General features: G+C 37.2%; 17 protein-coding genes and 3 pseudogenes. 7 read left to right on the forward strand and 13 right to left on the reverse strand.

The annotated features are described in order from the left end of the window. Positions 1–3: 3 nt before the first annotated feature. The 7 genes and pseudogenes from ACFILD_RS04270 to rpsF form a co-directional block, all read right to left on the reverse strand. Positions 4–948 (reverse strand): annotated as a pseudogene (locus tag ACFILD_RS04270) (DnaB-like helicase C-terminal domain-containing protein); the annotation flags it as partial. Between the two features lie 515 nt (positions 949–1,463). After that, positions 1,464–1,568, reverse strand: a pseudogene (locus ACFILD_RS04275) (hypothetical protein); the annotation flags it as partial. Between the two features lie 6 nt (positions 1,569–1,574). Beyond that, a complete protein-coding gene (locus ACFILD_RS04280; RefSeq protein ID WP_273791081.1) occupies positions 1,575–3,065 on the reverse strand; it encodes a replicative DNA helicase in 1,491 nt (496 codons plus the stop codon). 594 nt (positions 3,066–3,659) lie between these two features. Next, complete coding sequence (rplI, locus tag ACFILD_RS04285; protein ID WP_273791080.1) at positions 3,660–4,256, reverse strand: 50S ribosomal protein L9; 597 nt, start codon at positions 4,254–4,256, stop codon at positions 3,660–3,662. 25 nt (positions 4,257–4,281) lie between these two features. Next, the gene (locus ACFILD_RS04290) at positions 4,282–5,262 is read right to left on the reverse strand and encodes a hypothetical protein (protein ID WP_375630761.1); all 981 of its coding nucleotides are present in this window, start codon (positions 5,260–5,262) and stop codon (positions 4,282–4,284) included. A gap of 148 nt (positions 5,263–5,410) precedes the next feature. Beyond that, positions 5,411–5,659 carry a 30S ribosomal protein S18 gene (gene rpsR, locus ACFILD_RS04295; RefSeq protein WP_012754957.1) on the reverse strand — a complete coding sequence of 83 codons (249 nt, stop codon included), beginning with the start codon at positions 5,657–5,659 and terminating at the stop codon, positions 5,411–5,413. After that, the gene (rpsF, locus tag ACFILD_RS04300; RefSeq protein ID WP_273791078.1) at positions 5,659–6,066 is read right to left on the reverse strand and encodes a 30S ribosomal protein S6; all 408 of its coding nucleotides are present in this window, start codon (positions 6,064–6,066) and stop codon (positions 5,659–5,661) included. Before rpsF ends, rpsR begins: the two co-directional genes overlap by 1 nt. 335 nt (positions 6,067–6,401) lie before the next feature. Between rpsF and ACFILD_RS04305 the strand changes: the two genes are divergently transcribed. From ACFILD_RS04305 to gmk, 7 genes and pseudogenes are all read left to right on the forward strand, one after another. Further along, complete coding sequence (locus ACFILD_RS04305) at positions 6,402–6,989, forward strand: undecaprenyl-diphosphatase (RefSeq protein WP_273791077.1); 588 nt, start codon at positions 6,402–6,404, stop codon at positions 6,987–6,989. A gap of 77 nt (positions 6,990–7,066) precedes the next feature. Further along, entirely contained in the window at positions 7,067–8,011 is a 945-nt protein-coding gene (gene fabD / locus ACFILD_RS04310) for an ACP S-malonyltransferase (protein WP_273791076.1), read from the forward strand. Positions 8,012–8,029: 18 nt separating this feature from the next. Continuing rightward, positions 8,030–8,767 carry a 3-oxoacyl-[acyl-carrier-protein] reductase gene (gene fabG, locus ACFILD_RS04315; protein ID WP_375637389.1) on the forward strand — a complete coding sequence of 246 codons (738 nt, stop codon included), beginning with the start codon at positions 8,030–8,032 and terminating at the stop codon, positions 8,765–8,767. A 261-nt stretch (positions 8,768–9,028) separates the two neighbouring features. After that, a complete protein-coding gene (locus ACFILD_RS04320; protein WP_004860281.1) occupies positions 9,029–9,265 on the forward strand; it encodes an acyl carrier protein in 237 nt (78 codons plus the stop codon). 101 nt (positions 9,266–9,366) lie between these two features. After that, a complete protein-coding gene (gene fabF / locus ACFILD_RS04325) occupies positions 9,367–10,629 on the forward strand; it encodes a beta-ketoacyl-ACP synthase II (protein WP_375637388.1) in 1,263 nt (420 codons plus the stop codon). Positions 10,630–10,725: 96 nt separating this feature from the next. Then, a pseudogene (mltG, locus tag ACFILD_RS04330) lies at positions 10,726–11,834 on the forward strand (endolytic transglycosylase MltG). 299 nt (positions 11,835–12,133) lie between these two features. Next, positions 12,134–12,811 (forward strand): guanylate kinase, encoded by a 678-nt coding sequence (gene gmk, locus ACFILD_RS04335; protein ID WP_375657717.1) that lies wholly within the window; start codon positions 12,134–12,136, stop codon positions 12,809–12,811. Between the two features lie 29 nt (positions 12,812–12,840). Here the strand turns inward: gmk and rsmA are convergent, their stop codons facing one another. The 6 genes from rsmA to lptF form a co-directional block, all read right to left on the reverse strand. Beyond that, the gene (gene rsmA, locus ACFILD_RS04340) at positions 12,841–13,671 is read right to left on the reverse strand and encodes a 16S rRNA (adenine(1518)-N(6)/adenine(1519)-N(6))-dimethyltransferase RsmA (protein ID WP_375630755.1); all 831 of its coding nucleotides are present in this window, start codon (positions 13,669–13,671) and stop codon (positions 12,841–12,843) included. After that, positions 13,662–14,675: a 4-hydroxythreonine-4-phosphate dehydrogenase PdxA gene (pdxA, locus tag ACFILD_RS04345; RefSeq protein WP_273791070.1), complete on the reverse strand. Its 1,014-nt coding sequence runs from the start codon at positions 14,673–14,675 to the stop codon at positions 13,662–13,664. The genes rsmA and pdxA overlap by 10 nt, the downstream gene beginning before the upstream one ends. Continuing rightward, entirely contained in the window at positions 14,675–15,631 is a 957-nt protein-coding gene (locus tag ACFILD_RS04350) for a SurA N-terminal domain-containing protein (protein ID WP_375612927.1), read from the reverse strand. Before ACFILD_RS04350 ends, pdxA begins: the two co-directional genes overlap by 1 nt. Before the next feature lie 109 nt (positions 15,632–15,740). Then, positions 15,741–18,101, reverse strand: coding sequence for an LPS-assembly protein LptD (locus ACFILD_RS04355; protein WP_375630751.1), 2,361 nt, complete (start codon positions 18,099–18,101; stop codon positions 15,741–15,743). Then, complete coding sequence (gene lptG / locus ACFILD_RS04360) at positions 18,102–19,193, reverse strand: LPS export ABC transporter permease LptG (RefSeq protein ID WP_375612925.1); 1,092 nt, start codon at positions 19,191–19,193, stop codon at positions 18,102–18,104. It abuts the gene before it with no gap. Then, entirely contained in the window at positions 19,190–20,380 is a 1,191-nt protein-coding gene (gene lptF / locus ACFILD_RS04365) for an LPS export ABC transporter permease LptF (RefSeq protein ID WP_273791066.1), read from the reverse strand. The genes lptG and lptF overlap by 4 nt, the downstream gene beginning before the upstream one ends. Positions 20,381–20,761 lie beyond the last annotated feature (381 nt).

Raw genomic sequence — 20,761 nt, forward strand, 5'->3', positions numbered from 1 at the left:
GATTTAACCAATTTGCTCTGGAAGATAATCAATATCTTCTAGGTCACTGAATCGTGTGAAAGAAGACTGAAAGGCAAGGGGCACGATTCCTGTCGGTCCATGACGTTGTTTTGCAACAATAACATCAGCTTTTCCAAAAGCTTTGTCCATTATTTCTTGCCATTTTGTATGTTCCAAGCTACCTAATTTTGGTTCTTCATTTTTGAGGTAATATTCTTCACGATAGACAAATAAAACGATGTCGGCATCTTGCTCAATAGAACCAAATCCACCTAAATCTAAAAGTTTTGGGCGTTTATCTGTTCTGTTTTCAACTTGATGTGAAAGTTGTGAAAGAGCAATAATAGGGATATTTAATTCTTTAGCTAAGGCTTTTAATTCTGCAGTGATTTCTTGAATACGATATTCAGATGTGTATTTTAAATCACTTGTCATGAGTTGGATATAATCAATAATTAAGACGTCCAAACCATGTTTTTGCTTGAGACGCCGAGCACGGGCAGCCAGTTGTGAAACTGATATTCCTCCAGTTTGATCAATATAAAGGGGTGCCTTTTGGAGCTGATTTACCGTACGAATAATTTTTGAAAATTGTTCATCTGAAATATGACCACGTCGAATATCAGAAGAAGAGACTTCCGTTTGTTCAGAAATAATACGTGTTGCAAGCTGCTCTGAGGACATTTCAAGTGAGAAGAATCCTACAACACCGCCTTCATTTTCTTGGATATTACCATTATGATTATAAGCATTGGCAATATTAAAGGCAATATTGGTAGCAAGTGAAGTTTTACCCATACCAGGGCGCCCCGCAAGGATAATTAAGTCGGATGGTTGTAATCCTCCCATTTTTTCATCAAGTGTTTGAATATGAGTCGCTATCCCTGATATTTGCGAAGAGCGCTTTTTTGCAGCACTTGCTATATCAACAACTCTTTTGATAGCTTCATCAAGACTGTCAAATCTACTATCGCAGTCTTCTTTTTTTTCTAGCATAATTATACACTTTCCTTTTGTTAGATATCAGTTTTTATGCAATTTTATATCAAGAATATTTTGCATGTTGTAGAATTTTCTCTGTGCTGTAGTATTTAAAACACTGCTTGTTTTTTATATTGCAGTGATTAGGGTAATTTTTCAGATAGATTAGAAAATATTTTTGTTAAAAGGTTAGAAATTGTCCAATAAAGAGGAAATTTTCTGATATTCTACATAATAGTCGGCCTTGCACAACAGCAGCAATTACTTTTGGATTTAAAAACAAGAAAATGAGTATCTTGTGAGAAGGAGTTTTTTTAAAGAAGGAACAATATAGAAAGATTTAGATTAGCTATAGATTTTGGATATATGTATCCTACTTGCAACACTAAAAGATGTATTATCTTCTCATATTATTAAGATTAATATTGTTCAAGAGCTTTTTAGATAGCAAATAATGACGGCCAAAATCATCGAAAAATAACTTTTATAAAAAAATTCCATTCTTCACAGGCGCTACATTTCCCAGCCCAACGAGAATGGACAGTTCCACAATTTTTACAGATAAATTGAATACGATTACGCACCATATTGATTTAACCAATTTGCTCTGGAAGATAATTGCTATCAGCAAGATCACTGAATCGTGTGAAATCAGATTGAAAGGCAAGGGGCACGATTCCTGTCGGCCCATGGCGCTGTTTTGCAATAATAACATCAGCTTTTCCAAAAGCTTTGTCCATTATTTCTTGCCATTTTGTATGTTCCAAGCTACCTAACTTTGGTTCTTCATTTTTGAGATAATATTCTTCGCGATAGACAAAAAGAACGATGTCGGCATCTTGCTCAATTGAACCAGATTCACGTAAATCTGAGAGCTGTGGACGTTTATCTGTTCTATTTTCTACTTGACGTGAAAGTTGAGAGAGAGCGATAATAGGAATATTCAATTCTTTCGCTAATGCTTTTAATCCTGTGGTAATTTCTGTGATCTCTTGGACACGATTTTCTGATGAACGCTTTGAACTGCTTGTCATGAGTTGGATATAGTCAATAAACAAGATATCTAAACCATGTTGCCGCTTGAGACGCCGCGCACGAGCAGCTAATTGCGTAATTGATATTCCCCCAGTTTGATCAATATAAAGTGGTGCCTTTTGTAGTTGGTTCACCGCACGAATAATTTTTGAAAATTGTTCATCTGAAATATTACCACGCCGAATATCAGAAGAAGAGACTTCTGTTTGTTCAGAAATAATACGGGTTGCAAGCTGTTCGGATGACATCTCAAGTGAGAAGAATCCCACAATGCCGCCTTCATTTTCTTGGATATTGGCATTACGATTATAAGCATTAGCAATATTAAAGGCAATATTGGTAGCCAGTGAGGTTTTACCCATACCAGGGCGCCCCGCAAGGATAATTAAGTCAGATGCTTGTAATCCTCCCATTTTTTCATCAAGTGTTTTAATATGGGTGGCTATCCCTGATAATTGTGAAGAGCGCTTTTTCGCAGCACTTGCCATATCGATAGCTTTTTTAATAGCCTCATTAAAATTTTCAAATCCACCTCCATATTTCCCTTTTTCTGCTAGCTCAAATAACTGATTTTCAACAGTTTCAATTTGTTGGGTAGGCGTGAGTTCTACAGGAGCATCAAAGGCTGTATTGACAACTTGAGTTCCAAGGTTAATCAAAGACCGTCGGATAAAAAGATCGTAAATGACGCGTCCATAATCTTCAGCGTTAATAATAGTGACTGCCTCTGTGGCTAAGCGAACAACATATTGGTATACAGTAATATCTCCAATTTTTTCTTCCATTTGGATATAGGGCTTGATTGTAACTGGATCTACACGTTTTCCTGTTTTAATAAGGTGAGATAAAACATGATAAATTTTTTGATGCAATGGTTCAAAAAAATGTTCTGGTTTTAGAAAATCTGAAACGCGGTCAAGAGAATCATTGTTGATAAAGATGGCACCAAGCAATGCCTGTTCAGCTTCAATATTATGCGGAAGTTGCCGAAAAGAAGGAGAATCCTCTTTCTTTGAAGAGCTGACATTAACAACGTTAGTTTCTTCCATAATATTTTTCCACTAAAATTCTAAGTCTAGCTACTTTAGGCGATAAATTGAAAATCGTATAATTAAAAGAATAGAGCGACAAATCTTCATTTTAAGTTAAAATTATATAATTTTTTAAAACTCTCTTTTCGTTCCTCATTTATCATTTGTGTATTATTTATATAACGTCTATCTATTTTATTTTATAATATGTGATTTTAAAGTGGAAGTTTTGCTACTCTAAATTTAAGTATTTTTAAGTTACTTAACCTTAAAATTCCAATATCTGTGTAAGTAGAATTATTTTTTTATAACTGAAATTATTTCAGATCATGTGAGGATATAATCAACTTAACGCTCATACAAACTTTAGCCTTAAGGGTAGGACTTTAAATTATTTTTGCTTTATATGCTGGAAGACAAAAGACATTTCCTCTTAGTGATATTATCATTCTCGGCATATAATGCCTTTAAATAATATATTTCTAATTCTTTCATAAAAATTAGATTATTTATGTACGATAGCCATAAAATACTCACTTTTAAAGTGTGAGTATTTTATGAACAATATTTAAAATGGAATAAAAAATATAAAACACAAAGCAAAAACAGCAGTTAAGCTTCTTGATGAGAACTGTTTATATCGTTGTCATTAATTTCTTCTGCCAATAATTCTTCCTGACTTTCTTCTAATAATTCTTCTTGAATATTATATATTTCTTTAGCCGAAGTGAGAGTTTCACCTTCTGCTTGGCGTTGTGCTTCACTGGTAGAACGCGCAACGTTAATAATCACAGAAATTTGAACCTCTGGATGTAAGCTAAGAGTGATAGTGTGAAGACCGATCATTTTTATTGGATGATTAAGTTCGATTTGATTTCTTCCAATAGAAAAGCCTTCATCTGTTATGATTTCAGCAATATCACGTGTTGACACAGAACCATAAAGTTGTCCCGTTTCACCAGCAGAACGAACAACAATGAATGATTGTCCATCAAGTTTTTCAGCAATTTTTTGCGCTTCACTTTTGCGTTCAAGATTACGTGCTTCAAGTTGTGCACGTTGTACCTCAAAATGTTTTTTATTAGCTTCATTTGCGCGTAAAGCTTTACCTTGAGGCAAGAGAAAATTACGCGCATAACCATCTTTAACTGAGACAATATCACCCATCTGACCAAGACGAGGAATGCGCTCAAGTAAAATAATATCCATAGTTTTTCCTTTCGAACAAATAAATTTAGTGGAGTTTTTTGCGTGATTGAAAATTGTATTGAATAGCAGCCCAAATTCCCATCAAAAGCATCATGAAAACAATAGGTGGAGTAAAAACGATTGTAAAAATAGCAATATAAACAAGAGAAAGTATAATAATTCGACCGTTTACCCCTTTTGTAATATTGTGCAGATATGCTAGACCGCTAATTAATATGATGACAATGTATGCAGTGCTAAAGACACGGGTACTCAAGTTAAGAGAAGCGCTCAGCTCAATCATCGATGCTATGCAAACAATAATGAAAATAATAATTCCAGAAATTGGAAGGCGGAGAGTTTGGCTCCAATCATCACGGGGTCTTTTCAGCCATTTCATATGTTGTGCTGCTATCATGGAAAAGTAAAGGTTACCAATGAGAAAAACCAAACTATAAATAGTCAAAGAAAAAGCAGTAAAAGTTGCTGTATGCGTCATTAAAAGCTCACTAAAAGCGCGTATATCGGCTTCTTTTATTGACTGTGATTGTTGCAGAGTTTGTGCTATGTTTTCGGTGATTTTTTTTGCAATGACGGGTGTGGATGGACGGGTTTGAACATAGAGCCCAATGAAAGTTGCTATAAGAGCGATAAAATTAGTTAAATGAAAAATAACCGATGATAATGGATACCATATCAGTTCGTTTTCTTTTTGCGCTGGTCGTGCGAGCCCAAGAAGCCAAGAAGCATAGACAGCAGGAAGGAAAAATAAGAACATAGAGCCAAGAGCAATATAGGTATTAGTGGTTATGATAAGAACAACAGTGGCACTTATGAGGGCGATGAGACTGGCTAATGTTCCTTGACCGAACGCAACAATAAAAATTGGCAATGAAAGAAAGCAGCCAAGAAGAAGAGAAAAAAAGGGCGCGATATTTGCAACACTGATGATTGCCATTCCTATCACAACAGCAAATAATCCTGCCAAAATACCGGTTAATATCTCATAAGTACGATTTTTTTTCATTTATTGCTGTCCTGCTTTCTGCAGTTAGAGGCGTGTCAATACCCCAACTTTGACATTTAATAGCTTAACATAGGATACAACAAGCTATTTTTAACCATATAAGAAAAGCAACTGGAGAAACTCTCCAGTTGCATAACATATTGATCGCTTACTTTATAACGTACGGAAGTAAACCTAAAAAGCGAGCACGTTTGATAGCATTAGCTAATTCACGCTGTTTTTTCTGACTAACAGCAGTAATCCGTGAAGGAACAATTTTCCCACGTTCGGAAATATAACGTTGTAACAACTTGATGTCTTTATAATCAATTTTGGGAGCATTGGTCCCTGAAAAAGGACATGTTTTACGACGACGATGAAAGGGGCGACGTGCAGAGTTTTGATTAGTATCAGTCATCATTCTACCTCTTCTATAGCATTTTCACGTTGACGACGTGGAAAACGAGGACGCTCTTCATCGTGTCCAATGTGACTATTGCGATCAAGGTGTGAGAGCATAGCAGATTTTTCTTTTTCGTGTTTTTCTACGCGAATGGTCATATAACGCAAAATATCCTCATTGATGCGCATCTGACGCTCCACTTCAGCAATTGCTGAAGCTGGTGCATCAATATTGACCAAGACATAATAAGCTTTACGGTTTTTACGAATACGGTAAGCAAGAGGACGAAGTCCCCAATTTTCTATACGCCCAACTTTTCCACCATGCGCTTCAATGACACCTTTGTAGAGACTCAAAAGTTCATCAACTTGCTGCGGTGCGATGTCTTGTCGGGCAAGGAACATATGTTCATAAAGAGCCATTGTTTTGCCTTTCTTCAATTAAATTTCACCGGCTTTAGCGCAAAGCCTCTGCGACTTGTCTTTTTTGGAAATCCAAAGAAGAAAGGACGCGTTTACAATTCGAGACATCTCAGAGCGGAGACACGGGAGGCCGGAAACATTGTATTTCCTACTGATATTTTACAGCCCTCCGTTCAACCTCCAGCTAAAGTGCCGGCAACGAACATTTCACATTTACAGGTTATCTTTTAAAATAGCAAGTTTATGCACATAAAAAAATTGATTTGTTAAATCTTGATATATTTCCTTCTTCTACAAAAAGATAATACTGTAATATAAAGGTAAAGGAGGGAAAAATGGACTTTTTAAACCAGATTGATGTTACACTCTTTGAAATGTTTGTCGGCAATCATCACGCTTGGTCGATTGTAGTTTTGTTTAGTATTTTTTGTGCAAAGTTTTTAATTTATATTATTCCTCTCCATCTCTGTGCGTTGTGGTTTTGTGGTGGGGAGAGGGAACGATGTGTCGTGCTAAGCATTTGCATGAGTATTTGTGCGGCTCTTTTCATAGGTTATCTCATTTCTCTTTTTTATTTTCATCCTCGCCCATTCGTGGTAGGGCTGACGACACCGCTTATTCAACATCGTGCGACAGCTTCTTTTCCTAGTAATCATGCCTTGACCATTGCATCTTATGCAGCTAACTTTTATTTTTACCGATACAAAGTTGCTTTTAAATTTGCTTCGGTATTTTTGTGTTTGATCTGTTGGGCGCGCATCTTTGTGGGTGTACATTATCCCTTTGATATTTTAGCAGGTGCAATTTTAGGAAGTCTCATAAGTTTGGGTGTTATTCAGTTTATAGCACCCTATTTCCCTAAGTTTTTATATCAAATTCCGCCCTTAAAATATAATTTTAAGTGTGGTATTCGTTTTAAATAAAGGGCTTTATCTTGATTTGTGCGGATGAATAAGGTCAAAAGAAAATAATTTAATTGTACAGTTTTAGGAGTTGATAAATGGGTGCAGCTTTTATTTTTCCAGGGCAGGGGAGTCAACTTGTTGGTATGGGGAAGGCGCTTACAGAGCAATTTATTGCCGCACGGATGGTTTTCGAGGAAGTTGATGATGCTTTGGGCGAGAAATTATCAAAGATCATTTTTGAAGGACCAGCAGATGTTTTAACGTTAACAGCAAATGCACAACCGGCATTAATGGCTGTATCTATGGCTGTCATTCGTGTGATGAAACAATTAGGGCTTCGTATAGAAGAAAAGGTAAGATTTGTTGCTGGTCATTCTTTAGGCGAATACTCGGCTCTTTGTGCTGCTGGTACATTTACTCTCACAGATACGGCAAGACTTTTGCGTATTCGTGGCAATGCTATGCAGGCTGCTGTCGCGGTTGGTGAAGGTTCTATGGCAGCATTAATTGGTTTAGAAGAGCACATTGTGGAAGAAATTTGCGAAACTGTTTCTGGAGAAGGATTATGTCAGATTGCTAATGATAATGGTGGTGGGCAAATTGTTATTTCCGGTAAAGCAAAAGCAGTTGAGGCAGCGGTAGAGATTGCATCAACAAAAGGTGCAAAACGTGCACTTCTTCTTCCTGTTTCTGCACCTTTTCATTCATCTTTAATGCAACCTGCTGCTGATGCCATGAAGAAAGCACTTTTGACTGTTAACAAAATGTCCCCTATTGTTCCTTTGATTGCCAATGTTTCTGTTGCACCTGAGAGCAATCCAGAGCGTATTACTACTCTTCTTGTCCAACAAGTGACTGGGAGGGTGCGATGGCGTGAAACAATAGAATGGATCGCTGCTAATGGAGTTGATACGCTTTTTGAAGTTGGTTCTGGAAAAGTATTAACAGGTTTAACGCGTCGTATTAACAAAGATATAAAGGGGGTAACCATTGGAACAGTTGATGAAATAGAATCAGCGCTAGGTATGCTCGGCGTTTAATCTATAAGGAGTTAAAAGATGTTTAGATTAACAGGACGTAAAGCTCTTGTAACGGGGGCTTCGGGAGGAATTGGTGAGGCAATTGCACGCTGCTTTCATGCACAAGGAGCCATTGTTGGACTTCATGGAACACGCGAAGAAAAGCTTAGAGAAGTGGTGGCAGAATTAGGGCAGAATGTTTTTGTATTTCCCGCTAATCTTTCTGAACGCCAATCGATTAAACAATTGGCTGAAGTTGCAGAAAGAGAAATGGATGGCGTCGATATTTTGGTTAACAATGCGGGAATCACTAGGGATGGTCTTTTTGTGCGTATGCAAGATAAAGACTGGGATGATGTTTTAGAAGTTAACCTAACAGCTGCTTCTCTTTTGACGCGTGAATTAATACATTCTATGATGCGCCGCCGTTATGGAAGGATTATTAACATTACATCTGTTGTTGGTGTTGTGGGAAACCCTGGACAAACGAATTATTGTGCTGCAAAAGCAGGCTTGATAGGTTTTTCTAAAGCATTGGCACAAGAAATTGCTTCGCGAAACATCACTGTCAATTGTATTGCTCCAGGATTTATTAAATCCGCAATGACAGACAAGCTTAATGAAAAGCAAAAAGAAGCCATTATGGCTGCGATTCCGATGAAGCGTATGGGAAGTGGGCAAGAAATAGCCGCTGCTGCTGTTTATTTAGCAAGCGATGAAGCAGCCTATACGACAGGTCAAACACTCCATATCAATGGTGGAATGGCAATGATTTGAGTATTTATTTTATTCCACATTGATTTATGAGTTGTATTATTTTAGATAGTAACGATTGAAATGGATAGATGCATCTATTTCTTTAATATGGTCGTTGATCAATTGATGTCGGAATGTCAGATTGGTTCATTTTGTAGGGGATATCCACAGGATGTTTTAAATCATTACTAAAATCTTTTAAAGTAATGCATCTATTGCTTGATTAGATGAACCGATATAGTTAACCAAATTATAGGAAAATATAAATTCGAGGATTTCAACATGAGTGATACAGTAGAGCGCGTTAAGAAAATTATCGTGGAACATCTTGGGGTTAATGCTGATAAAGTTGTAGAAAATGCAAGCTTTATCGATGATCTAGGGGCTGATAGCCTTGATACGGTTGAACTCGTTATGGCTTTTGAAGAAGAGTTTGGGGTAGAAATTCCAGATGAAGCTGCTGAAACGATTTTCACAGTTGGCGATGCAGTCAAGTTCATTGATAAAGCTTCTGCGTGATTACTAAAGGGCAAAGGCATGAATTGCTTTTGCCTATATTCTTCGGAGCTCTTTTGAAAAGAGAGCTTTGAGAGGTGAAGTTTAGTTCAAGGTTAGAAGTTATGAGACGTGTTGTTGTTACTGGTTTAGGGTTGGTATCTCCATTAGCTGGTAATACTGAATATAGTTGGAAACGACTTCTTGAAGGAAGAAGTGGTGTCCGACGTATCACAGAGTTTGATGTGTCAGATTTGCCATGCCAGATTGCTGCGCGTATCCCCTTAGGGGATGGAACAGAGGGGACTTATAATGCTGATTTGTATATGGAACCTAAAGAGCAACGTAAAGTTGATGCATTTATTGTTTATGCAATGGCTGCTGCTAACCAAGCGCTTGCAGATGCCGAATGGTTTCCTAAGAGTGATGAAGATCAGATTTGTACAGGTGTGTTAATTGGTTCGGGAATTGGGGGAGTTGAGGGTATTGTTGAAGCTGGTTATACGCTTCGTGACAAGGGCCCACGTCGTGTTTCTCCTTTTTTTATTCCAGGTCGTTTGATTAATCTTGCTTCTGGTTATGTGTCTATTCAATATGGTTTACGGGGGCCTAATCATTCTGTTGTAACGGCTTGTTCAACAGGGGCGCATGCGATTGGTGATGCGGCACGTTTGATTATGTTTGGTGATGCAGATGTCATGGTGGCAGGGGGGGCTGAATCTCCGATAAATCGGATATCTCTTGCAGGTTTTGCAGCTTGTAGAGCTCTTTCTACTTGTCGCAATGATGATCCTGAACGGGCGTCACGTCCTTATGATACTGATCGTGATGGTTTTGTGATGGGGGAAGGAGCGGCAGTTGTTGTTTTAGAAGAGCTGGAACATGCCAAAAAACGAGGAGCGCGTATTTATGCTGAGGTTATTGGCTATGGTTTATCTGGTGACGCTTACCACATTACAGCGCCTTCAGAAAGTGGTGAAGGGGCTCAGCGTAGTATGATAGCTGCTCTTAAGCGTGCACAAGTGAATGTGAGTGAACTTGATTATATTAATGCTCATGGTACATCTACGATGGCTGATTCCATAGAGCTAGCGGCTGTTGAGCGTGTTTTAGGGAGTTATGCACCACAAGTTTCTATGTCATCAACGAAATCATCTATCGGGCATTTACTTGGTGCAGCCGGTGCTGCTGAGGCTATTTTTTCTATTTTAGCTATACGGGATAATATAGCCCCAGCGACACTTAATCTTGACAATCCATCGATTGAAACGAAAATCGATCTTGTACCACACAAACCGCGTGAACGAAAGATTGATACGATTCTTTCTAATTCTTTTGGATTTGGTGGGACAAATGCATCGTTGGTGATGCGACGTTTTAGGGGATAATAAGTATTTTTATTTAATTTTTGCTTTTGAGTTTTCTATTTTATTATAAGGTGAATGAGAAATTATAATATTATCCTTAATCGCTATTGAGGGGTTATGTCCGATGTGAAAAATGGAAATCATTAAAGGACGTAAGTGATTCCTCTTCGAATCATTTAGCAGATAGTTATGACATGTTAATACATAAAAAACGAAAGAAATCATCTATCGTCCGTAATCCGTTGGTCATTCTCGGTCATTTTTTTCTTATGCTGATTGTGATTATTCTTTTTGCCATAAGTATTCCTCTTTATATTGGAAAAAGTATTTTTGAAGAAAAGGGAAAAATTGAGGAAGAACAAATTGTTCTTATCCATCCTGGTACCGGAATTCGTGAAATTGCTTCATTGCTAGAAAAACGTGGTTTCATTCGATCATCAGATATTTTTGTTTATGGGGTTGGTTATCACCAAAAAACAACGCATCTGAAGGCTGGTGAATATTTAATTCCAGCTCATGCTTCGATGCAGGATATTATGGATATTCTTGTGAAAGGAAAATCTATAGAGTATACATTTACAGTACCTGAAGGTTTAACGGTTCAGCAAGTTTTCGATCGATTAGCTGCGAATGAAATTTTGATTGGAGACCTTCCAAAAATTTTGCCTCCAGAAGGTTATTTAATGACGGATACTGTTCGTTTTATTCGGGGAACAACGCGTAAAGAGATTGTAAACAGGTTGCGTGAAGGACAGACAAAATTAATTCATGCTATATGGGCTACGCGTTCACCTGATTTACCCATTAAATCAATTGATGAGTTTGTTATATTAGCCTCAATTGTTGAGAAAGAAACGGGAATTGCAGCAGAAAGACCAATGGTTGCTGCGGTATTTTATAACCGCCTTACAAAGCATATGCGTCTTCAATCGGATCCAACAGTAATTTATGGTCTCTTCGGAGGAAAAGGAAAACCATCCGGTCGTGCAATTTATCGTTCAGATCTTGAGAAGGAAACACCATATAATACTTATAAAATTAATGGTTTGCCCCCAACGGCTATTGCAAATCCAGGTCGGGATTCTTTAAAAGCGGTGGCACATCCACCAAGCAGTGATGCACTTTATTTTGTTGCTGATGGTTCAGGAGGGCATGTTTTTTCTCGAACTTTAGAGGAACATAATATGAATGTTCGCAAGTGGCGAGAATTAAAGGCAAAACATTGAATTTATAGTGATAACACATCTTTTTGCATCGTAAATGAGAATCCCAAATATAGTAAAATTTTTCTATTTAAACTTTTTATGAGAATGATAAAAAATCATTTTCTTGTCTGTCACAAGTGGGATTGGCGTATGGATAAAAATATTTAAGAAAGAAGTGAATATACTGCTAATACCTTATCTCAAAAAAGAGCAAAATAACATTGAGAATTGCTAAGAAAACACATTGATTAGGGGAGAGGTTGAGATAATGTATAATTCAAATTTTGGAGAAACATTTATGAACAAAGTAGAGTGATGTAATGACAGTCTTTGAAAGTAAATTGAGTGCTATAAAAATAAATCAACGCCGCGGTTTTTTATTTATTCTCTCTTCACCTTCAGGTGCTGGTAAATCAACAATTTCTCGATTACTTCTAAAAGATGGACAATTAGAGCTTTCCGTAAGTATGACCACAAGGAAAAGGCGTCCTAGTGAAGTAGATGGGCTACATTATCACTTTATTTCAAAGGAAGAGTTTGAATATAAGCGTGATAGAGATGAATTTATTGAATGGGCAGAAGTTCACGGAAATTATTATGGCACTTTGCGTGAAACTGTTGAAAACGCATTGAATGCTGGCCATGATATGTTATTTGATATTGATTATCAAGGTACCGAGCAGCTGCAAAAAAAGATGCTAGGAGACACTGTATCTGTTTTTATCCTTCCACCATCAATGAAAGAGCTTGTTTCGCGTTTACATCGTCGAGCAGAAGATAGTCAAGATATCATCAATTTGCGATTGGAAAATGCACGAACGGAGTTAAAGCATTGGCGTTCTTATGATTATGTTGTGATTAACAAAGATTTAGATCAGTCTTTATCTTTTATTAAATCAATTTATTTAGCTGAAACCGTAAAACGTGAGCGTTGTTCTTATCTTGGCTCTTTTGTTGATGGGCTTATTGCTGAAAAAATCGATAAATGTTGTGATTAAAAAAGGTTTCATAACACAAAGTGTATTTTTTAGAGCACTAGATGCGCTAGAGTTACAAATTCAGAAACCGAGAGCGTTTCAGCACGGCGCATTCCATCAATTCCAGCTTTTTCTAATAGCACTTCACCTCCAAGTGTTTTGAGATTTTGACGAAGCATTTTTCGTCTTTGCCCAAAGGCGGTTTTTGTGACGAGGCTTAGTTTTTGTGCAGAGCAGGCAAGAGGTTGTGTTCGTGGAATAATATGAACAACGGAAGATGTTACTTTAGGTATTGGTATGAAGGCTTGAGGGGGTACATCGAAAGCAATTTTAGCAGTAGTACGCCAGCCAGTTAAGACACTAAGACGCCCATAATGAGTAGATTGAGGTTTAGCTGTAATCCGTTTGGCAACTTCACGTTGAAACATCAATGTCATTGATTCATAAAAAGGAGGCCATGGTTCAGTCAAAAGCCAATTTAATAAGAGTTTTGTCCCAATATTATAGGGAAGATTTGCAATAATACGAGGTTTTTCTGGGCTTGTTTCAAAGAGTTTTGAGAAGTCTTGCTTTAGTGCATCATTACAAATAACTTTTAATTTTTTAGGATAGTGTTTTTCTATTTCTAAGAGAGCCGGTATGCAGCGCTCATCGCGTTCTATTGCTGTTACAATGGCACCCTTTGCTAGCAAGGCACGTGTGAGACCTCCAGGACCAGGACCAATTTCAAGAACAGGTTTTCCTTCTATATTGCCTGCTTGATGAGCAATTTTAGATGTTAAATTAAGATCAAAAAGAAAATTCTGCCCCAAAGATTTATGCGCTTGTAATCCATATATATCAATGACCTCACGCAGAGGAGGGAGATTATCTATTGGCATGGTATTAAACTATTTTTTGCAAGTTGATTTGCAAGTTTAAGAGCAGCAATAAAGCTTTCGGGAGAGGCTATCCCTTTATCAGCAATGTCAAAAGCAGTTCCGTGATCTGGAGACGTGCGAATAAAAGGTAGACCTAACGTGACATTAACAGTGCTGTCAAAGTCTAGTGTCTTAACAGGGATAAGGGCTTGATCATGATACATACAAATGGCAACGTCATATGCCTTTCTTGCACATTCATGGAACATTGTGTCGGCAGGTAGCGGGCCTGCAATATTGAGTCCTTTCTTTTTAAGATATTCAATAGCAGGAGTGATAACTTCAATATCTTCTTTGCCCATTGCACCTCCTTCTCCAGCATGAGGATTAAGACCAGCAACAGCTAGTCGGGGTGACGTTATTTTAAACCGTGTTTTTAAGTCACATTCAGTAATAAGTACCGTTTGAATAATTAAATCACGGGTAAGCTGTGAAGGAACATTTTTAAATGGAATATGAACAGTTATTGGTACTGTTTTTAATCGAGGTCCTGCTAACATCATAACTGGATGATAGTATTTATGAAAAGCTTTATGGGCTAAATCAGCTAAAAATTCTGTATGACCTGGAAATTGAAAACCGGCATCATAAAGATTCTTTTTTGCAATAGGACAAGTGATAAGTGCACATGCATGGCCATTTTGAATCAATTGAACACAGCGTTTAATTGCTTCAATAATTCCAGCGGCATTATTCGATGAAGGTATACCTAATTGATCACTTTGTTTGTTTTTTAACGGTATGATAGGAAGAGCGTTTTGAAAATTTTTTGCAGGATTATTGCTTAAAACAGATTGCACCTCAACATCAATCTGTAAAAAACGAGCGCGCGAACGAATAACATCTGGATCAGCAAGAAGTACAAAAGGTGGAATTTGGCGCGTAACACGCAAATTCCACGCTTTTAATACTATTTCAGGACCAATACCGGCAGGATCACCACCACTAACAATAAGAGCAGCCATTATGAATTTTGAATGCGTGCCACTCGCCGCAGTTCTCCTAAATATTTGTCGCTTAATTCTTCAAGTTTTTGCGGGCTTCTTTTTTTACTATCTTGAAGAGAAAATATCAGTCGAGCGACATAATCATCAGAAACTCTTTTTATTTTGCAGACAGCAATTGCTTCAATTCCATCAGATGTTTCTTGTAATTTTGTCATTTTTCCAGCAGGCGTTTCAAGAATAGCTTGTTCCCATGCATTAGGAAGTTGTGGCTCCAGAAACTTTCCTAAGTGGCGGATAGTAACGTCTAAAATACCTCTTGCTTGATTGTGAGCATTGGCACATCCACGGAAATGTGCGCGAAAATTACTTGCTTCTCTTTGACGTCTTTCAAAGATCTCTGAACGACGATGTGCAGGAATGACAAAAACAATTCGCTGTAATGTATATTCGTTGGTTGAAGGTTTTACACCACCATTTTTTAATATTCTGCGTACAGCTTCTTGTTCGCTAATCATACCTGTTTCAGCTTGATAGCGTGCGCTAACAAGACGCCCCCATCCTATTTGTCCACGGATGTAATCTTTAAAGTGTTGCACTGTGATCTCAGTTTGGATCAGAATCTGGTTGAGCTGATCAATCGTCATATTATTTTGTGTCGCAAAATTCTCAAAAGCTCTATCAACTTCATCATTGCTTACTTCAATATTAAGACGTTTTATTTCAATATTTTTTAGCTTTTCGTCAATAAGCTCTTTTTTAGCCTGTGCCACCAAATTGCCTTGCTTTTGTTGTAATCTGAGAAAAGCAAGGCGTCTTTGTATATCATAATTTGTGATGGGGTTGCCATTAACTGTAACAACAATAGAAGTCTGCGCAAAGACTGTCGGAATCAAAAATCCATTTATTAACAGGCTACTTACGCTCAAAGACGCAATATAAAATAAAGCAAGAAAACGCTTTTTCAATTTATTCATGTAAATAGGCTTTCGCATTGTTTATTAATTCTCATCAACAACTTAAAATACACGCTTTCTTTCATAAAAACAATGATAAGTTAAATGACTGATACATTCCCTTTATAAATTAATCTATCTTTTTTCCGATATCTGCAATCGTACGCAATGAAAGAGAGAAATTAAAGTTTTGCAAGGGTGCTTTCCTGCCTGGATTCGTTACCTGTTGATAACCGAATGTTAACCCGAAACATTCATCCATATAACTCAAGCTAATTCCTCGCTTTATAAATGTACCAGATACTAAATCATAACCGGCGTTGCTATTAATGGACCAATAATCTGCCAATTTAAGTCCTGTTTGAAAAGAAATTTCTTGGCGCTCTTGAGAATATTCATAATCTGGTTGCTTTGCGATATAGGCATATTGTAGAGCTGCCCAAAAATTTTGCCATTTTTGTGATGCTTCGATTTCACTACGGCGGATTTTTCCTGTTTTTTTGTCAAAGCGTCCACGCGTTTCTAAGGAAAAACCACTTTTATGGGTTGTACCAAACATTGCAACATAGTCTGAACGTTTTGCCTCTAAGCTAGAATGAGTACCGACATTGATAAAGTCCTTTTCTGCAAAAGAATTCTTTCCTGCTAGATGAAAGGATTGTCCAATGAGACCATAAAGAGACCAATTATCATTAAGGCTTCCAGAATATCTTATACCTATATTGGCTCTTGTACCACCTTCTACACGATCATAACCAGAAAATTTGTCTCGTTGAAAGAGAGTGGTTGCATCAAAGACAAAGCTTTGAGCATCTTCATTAGGAATTTGTCCAATATATTGTTCATTATTGCGTATAAAAATTTGTGCAGTTGGTTCTATAATATGTGTAGAATGATCAGCTGTAATGAGGAAGGGATAGCGTAGTTCCAACCCTGCTGTTGCCATGCCACGAATTGCTGAACCATGAATTGCGGATAAGGCATTGTTTTCTATAGAATCTGTGTGATTTTCTCTTGCATTGGTTGTAATGATATCAGCTCGTAGAGAGAGAAGAGGGGTTAAGATGAGTCCGTTGTGCGTGTTGAAGCGCTTTTTCCACTGAAGCTCGTTTGTTAAACGCAAACTATTTCCAGCCATACCAGAAAGTTTTACTGTGTTGAGAGGGTTTCCGTTCTGGTCGGGTGAACTGAAGTCAGCATGGCGACGATAAACTGATTGCATATTACTATGGAAGGTAAGCTCTCCATTATAAATGGGTTCATCTGGTGTGAAAAAATAATCGATGCGTGGTAAGACCCACGCTTGCCGAGAGTGACGTTCATAATGAGGATCATTCAATATTGAATCTTGAACTTTAAAATGATAAAAACGCATATCAAAATAATTTTTTCCTGCAAGACCATTCAGATAGATCTGAGAAAGTTGTGTAGGATTGTTATAGTTTTCAAGTTTATAGGCACGACTAAAATGCCGATCTGATTGTGCAAGAATATCCCATCCATAAGTCCAGTGTGAATTAATACGAAAATCCCCCTTTGTCGCCAGCATATAACGGTTTTTATGTTGGGCATCAATCGTATCATTATCAAATCTATGCGGTTTCATTTGATATATATGAGCAAAGCGAATGTTATAACGTCCCGTTTTTAAACGCTGACGCCATTCCCCTTCGGTTAAAAGCCCTTGTTGGGTATAAACCGTAGAAGAAAGGGTAAAATCATAATGGGGGGCGAGATTCCAGAAATAAGAATTCTTTATCCCCATACCGAGATAATCAGTATAAAAAAAATGAGGAGTAAGCAGACCGCTAGCACGCCTAACAGTTGGATCATAGATCTCAAAATTTGGAAATTTTATAATCGGTACACCAAAAACTTCAAAACTGCTATTTTCAAACCGAATTTTTTTGATGCTATTATTCCATATGATCTTTCTTGCTTTAATTTTCCATAGGACGTCTCGATCTGGTTTATAAGAGCAAGGTTCACAGGCTGTATAGGTTGCATTTTCAAAGACTGTTATGTGGTTGTGTTTGCGTGTAGCATTTTGGGCTGAAAAGTGAACATTGTTGGCTGTATCAATACGTAAGGCGTTTACAAAACCCTCGCCAAGATCTTTGGTCATATCAATTTGGTTGGAATAAATTTTATTACCATCCTTTTGAGTAATTTCAACGTTCCCTTGTGCTATAAGCCGTCCTGTTTTTTGATTGTAAATAATTTTTTGAGCGACAACTTTATTGCCATCATATTCGATTTGAACATTACCGTGTGCAGAAACAGTGTTTTCATCACGATTGTAGATGAGTTCATCCGCAGAGAGCAAAAGAGGAGGTTCCGGATTTTGAATGCGACTTTGAGAAGGAGATAGAAGGCTTTGAGCGTGCGCACAATAAGACAAAGCACTTCCTAAAATAACCCCTATAACACTTTTAAAAGCGAGAGCACTTAATTTTGTTAAAATAGTTTTTTTAAGTGTTAATGCTTTCACTTAGCCATCCTCTTTATGAAGTAAAAAAGAGATTCCTAAGAATAACGCAATAACAACGGGTGTCCAAGCTGCAATAATTGGTGGAATATATCCAGCATTACCAAAAGCTTGAACAAGTACGGAAATAACATAAAGCATAAACCCAGCTATTACGCCACCAAGAATCAACATTCTAGATTGCCCAAAACGTGTAAAATTTAAAGATACAGTTGCTGCAATGAGGGTCATTGCCACAAGCAATGCCGGTAATGCAATCAAAGATTGAAAATACATATCAAAATTATTAGCAGAATAGCCAAATGAACGTGCAATCATAATTTTTTTTGGCAATTGGTAAAATGGAATAGTTGCGGGATTCACTAAACGTTCCGTTAAAAATTCAGGTTTTAGATTGGTTTTTATTTGCAACACGGTAAATTTTTCAGGAGGATGCCCTATTTTATAGATTGTTCCATTTGTTAATAGCCAAAATCCATTAGTCAAGGTTGCTTTTGGGGCGTTAATCCAATTTTTGACGGTTGCGTTGTCATTGTATTGTACAAAGGTTGCATCGAGAAGAGAAAGTCCTTGATCGGTGATAGATTTGGCACCAATGGTTGTTCTGCCTAAATTTGTACGTTGTGTTAACCAGTGGATACTTGTATTGTGAAGAGGTGTTAGTACATTGTGATTGCGCCATTCAGTCATCTTTTTTTCTGCTTGAGAAAATCCCCATGCAGCAAGTGGATTAATGAGAAGAATTGAAAATAATCCCAAAAGAAAAGCTCCAAAACAAGCTGGCATAAGAAATTGCCATGCAGAAACACCGATTGAACGAGTCACTACAAGTTCAAGTTTTTTGTTGAGCGAGATAAGCGTTGCCATTGCAGAAAAGAGTGCAATGAAAGGGATAAGTTGTTGCATGATAAAAGGGATGCGTAAAGCAGAGAGGAAAAATGCATCTTTTGCTGTATAATGCGGAAGGGAAGATAGCCTACCGGAATTCTCTGTGAAATCGATTAAAAGAGCAAGAACAAAAATGCTTCCCCAGAAATAACAAGTTATTTTAAGATACCGTATAAAAAAATATCGTCCAAGTGTCCACCCAATCATGATATTTTATCCGAGGAATCTTGAGATTTTCGCTGTTCAAATTTGTTCATTATTTTTTGAAAAGCGATTTGAAGTATCTCATTAACTTTTGTGGGAAGCCCAATTTTATGATTCGTTAAAAGCATAAAAAAGACAAATGCACTTGTTCCTATGGGTATAATATAAAGGAGAGGAACGTATGCAAGATCGCTTTTTGATTTTTCTGCGAAAAAATATCCTATCCAATACACCAGAAAAGAAAGGGCAATTGCCGAGAGATTTGCGGAATGACGAGCTTGTCGATGGGAGCGTACATCCCCTGCCGCTGCTAATGCAATAAGTGAAAAAACAATAGGGTAGAGCCATTGTGTTAATCTGCGGTGAAATTCAGCTTTATATTGGAGTGGTTTTCGTTGATAGTAGGGATCTTTTGGGTCAGGGTTTTGTAAATAAGAAAGAGACCGATCTTTTGGATAAAGAGTAGGTGTTTTATCACTGGGGATAAACTCTCCTAGGCTAAAAGTATATGAGCTAAATTGCACGATTGAAACACTGTTATTTTGATGATTGACTCTTTCTATTTCACCGTTATTGAGAACCAGAAAACTGCCGTTTTTATTGCTCACAATGGATGCGTCTGTTGCATAATAAAAAAGATCAGTCTTAGGATCACGCTGGTCGGCAATGAAAAGGCGTTCAAGTGTTCCGTTTGGATTTCGTTCGCCAATTTCTATGTAAAGGTTATTGGCGAGTTTTTGAAAGCTCCCTTCACTAATGAATAGATTAATAAGATCAAAATGAGCGCTTGCTAGCATTTGTCGCATATGAAGTCGCGCTTGAGGAACAACAAAATTAGCTATAGAAAAGGAGATACAGGATGCAACAATAGCAAGAAGAAGGATAGGTTTCCAAACAGTACTTTTAGGAAAACCAGAGGCATTGATGACAGCAAATTCTGAGTCTTGATGCATTGCTGAGAGGATGGTTGTAACTGCGATCACTAATGCAAATGGAATGACAAGAAAAATAACAGAAGGAACCAATGAAAGTGAAAATTGTAAGACTGTGAGGAGTGTTTGTTTACTTGTTGTGAGAAAGTTTATCCGTGCAAGAATTTGTATAGTCCAACTAACGCCCACTGCTGCAATCATGACAGAACTAAACAAAACAAGGACACGTTTCAGGATGTAGAACTCAATAATACGCATAAATTGGGGAAAATCCTCAGTCTTTAATTCGATAGCAAATATTTTTACTGCTTTCGGTTAAAATGTAATAAAGTTTGAAAAAATATCCTTTCATGAATTGGATATTTTTACCAAATAAATAATATAAAATTGCCTATGAGGTCCTCTTTAAATTTTCCGTACATTATATTTTATTTTCAACTATAGTCTACAAAGAATCTAGAAAATAACTTAAAAAACTTTTTTATTAACGTTGAAAATAAAAATTATTGTCTTTTAAAGACACGTGCAAAAAGATGATGCATCTCCATCAAAAAAGAGGGTTTATATCTTGAACCGTTTCCTTTGTATTGGAGATATAGAAGTTTTTTTAAAAAGATGTTAGCTTTTTTATAAAGAATG

This window comes from Bartonella sp. CL162QHHD, from assembly GCF_042195435.1.
Lineage (GTDB): Bacteria > Pseudomonadota > Alphaproteobacteria > Rhizobiales > Rhizobiaceae > Bartonella.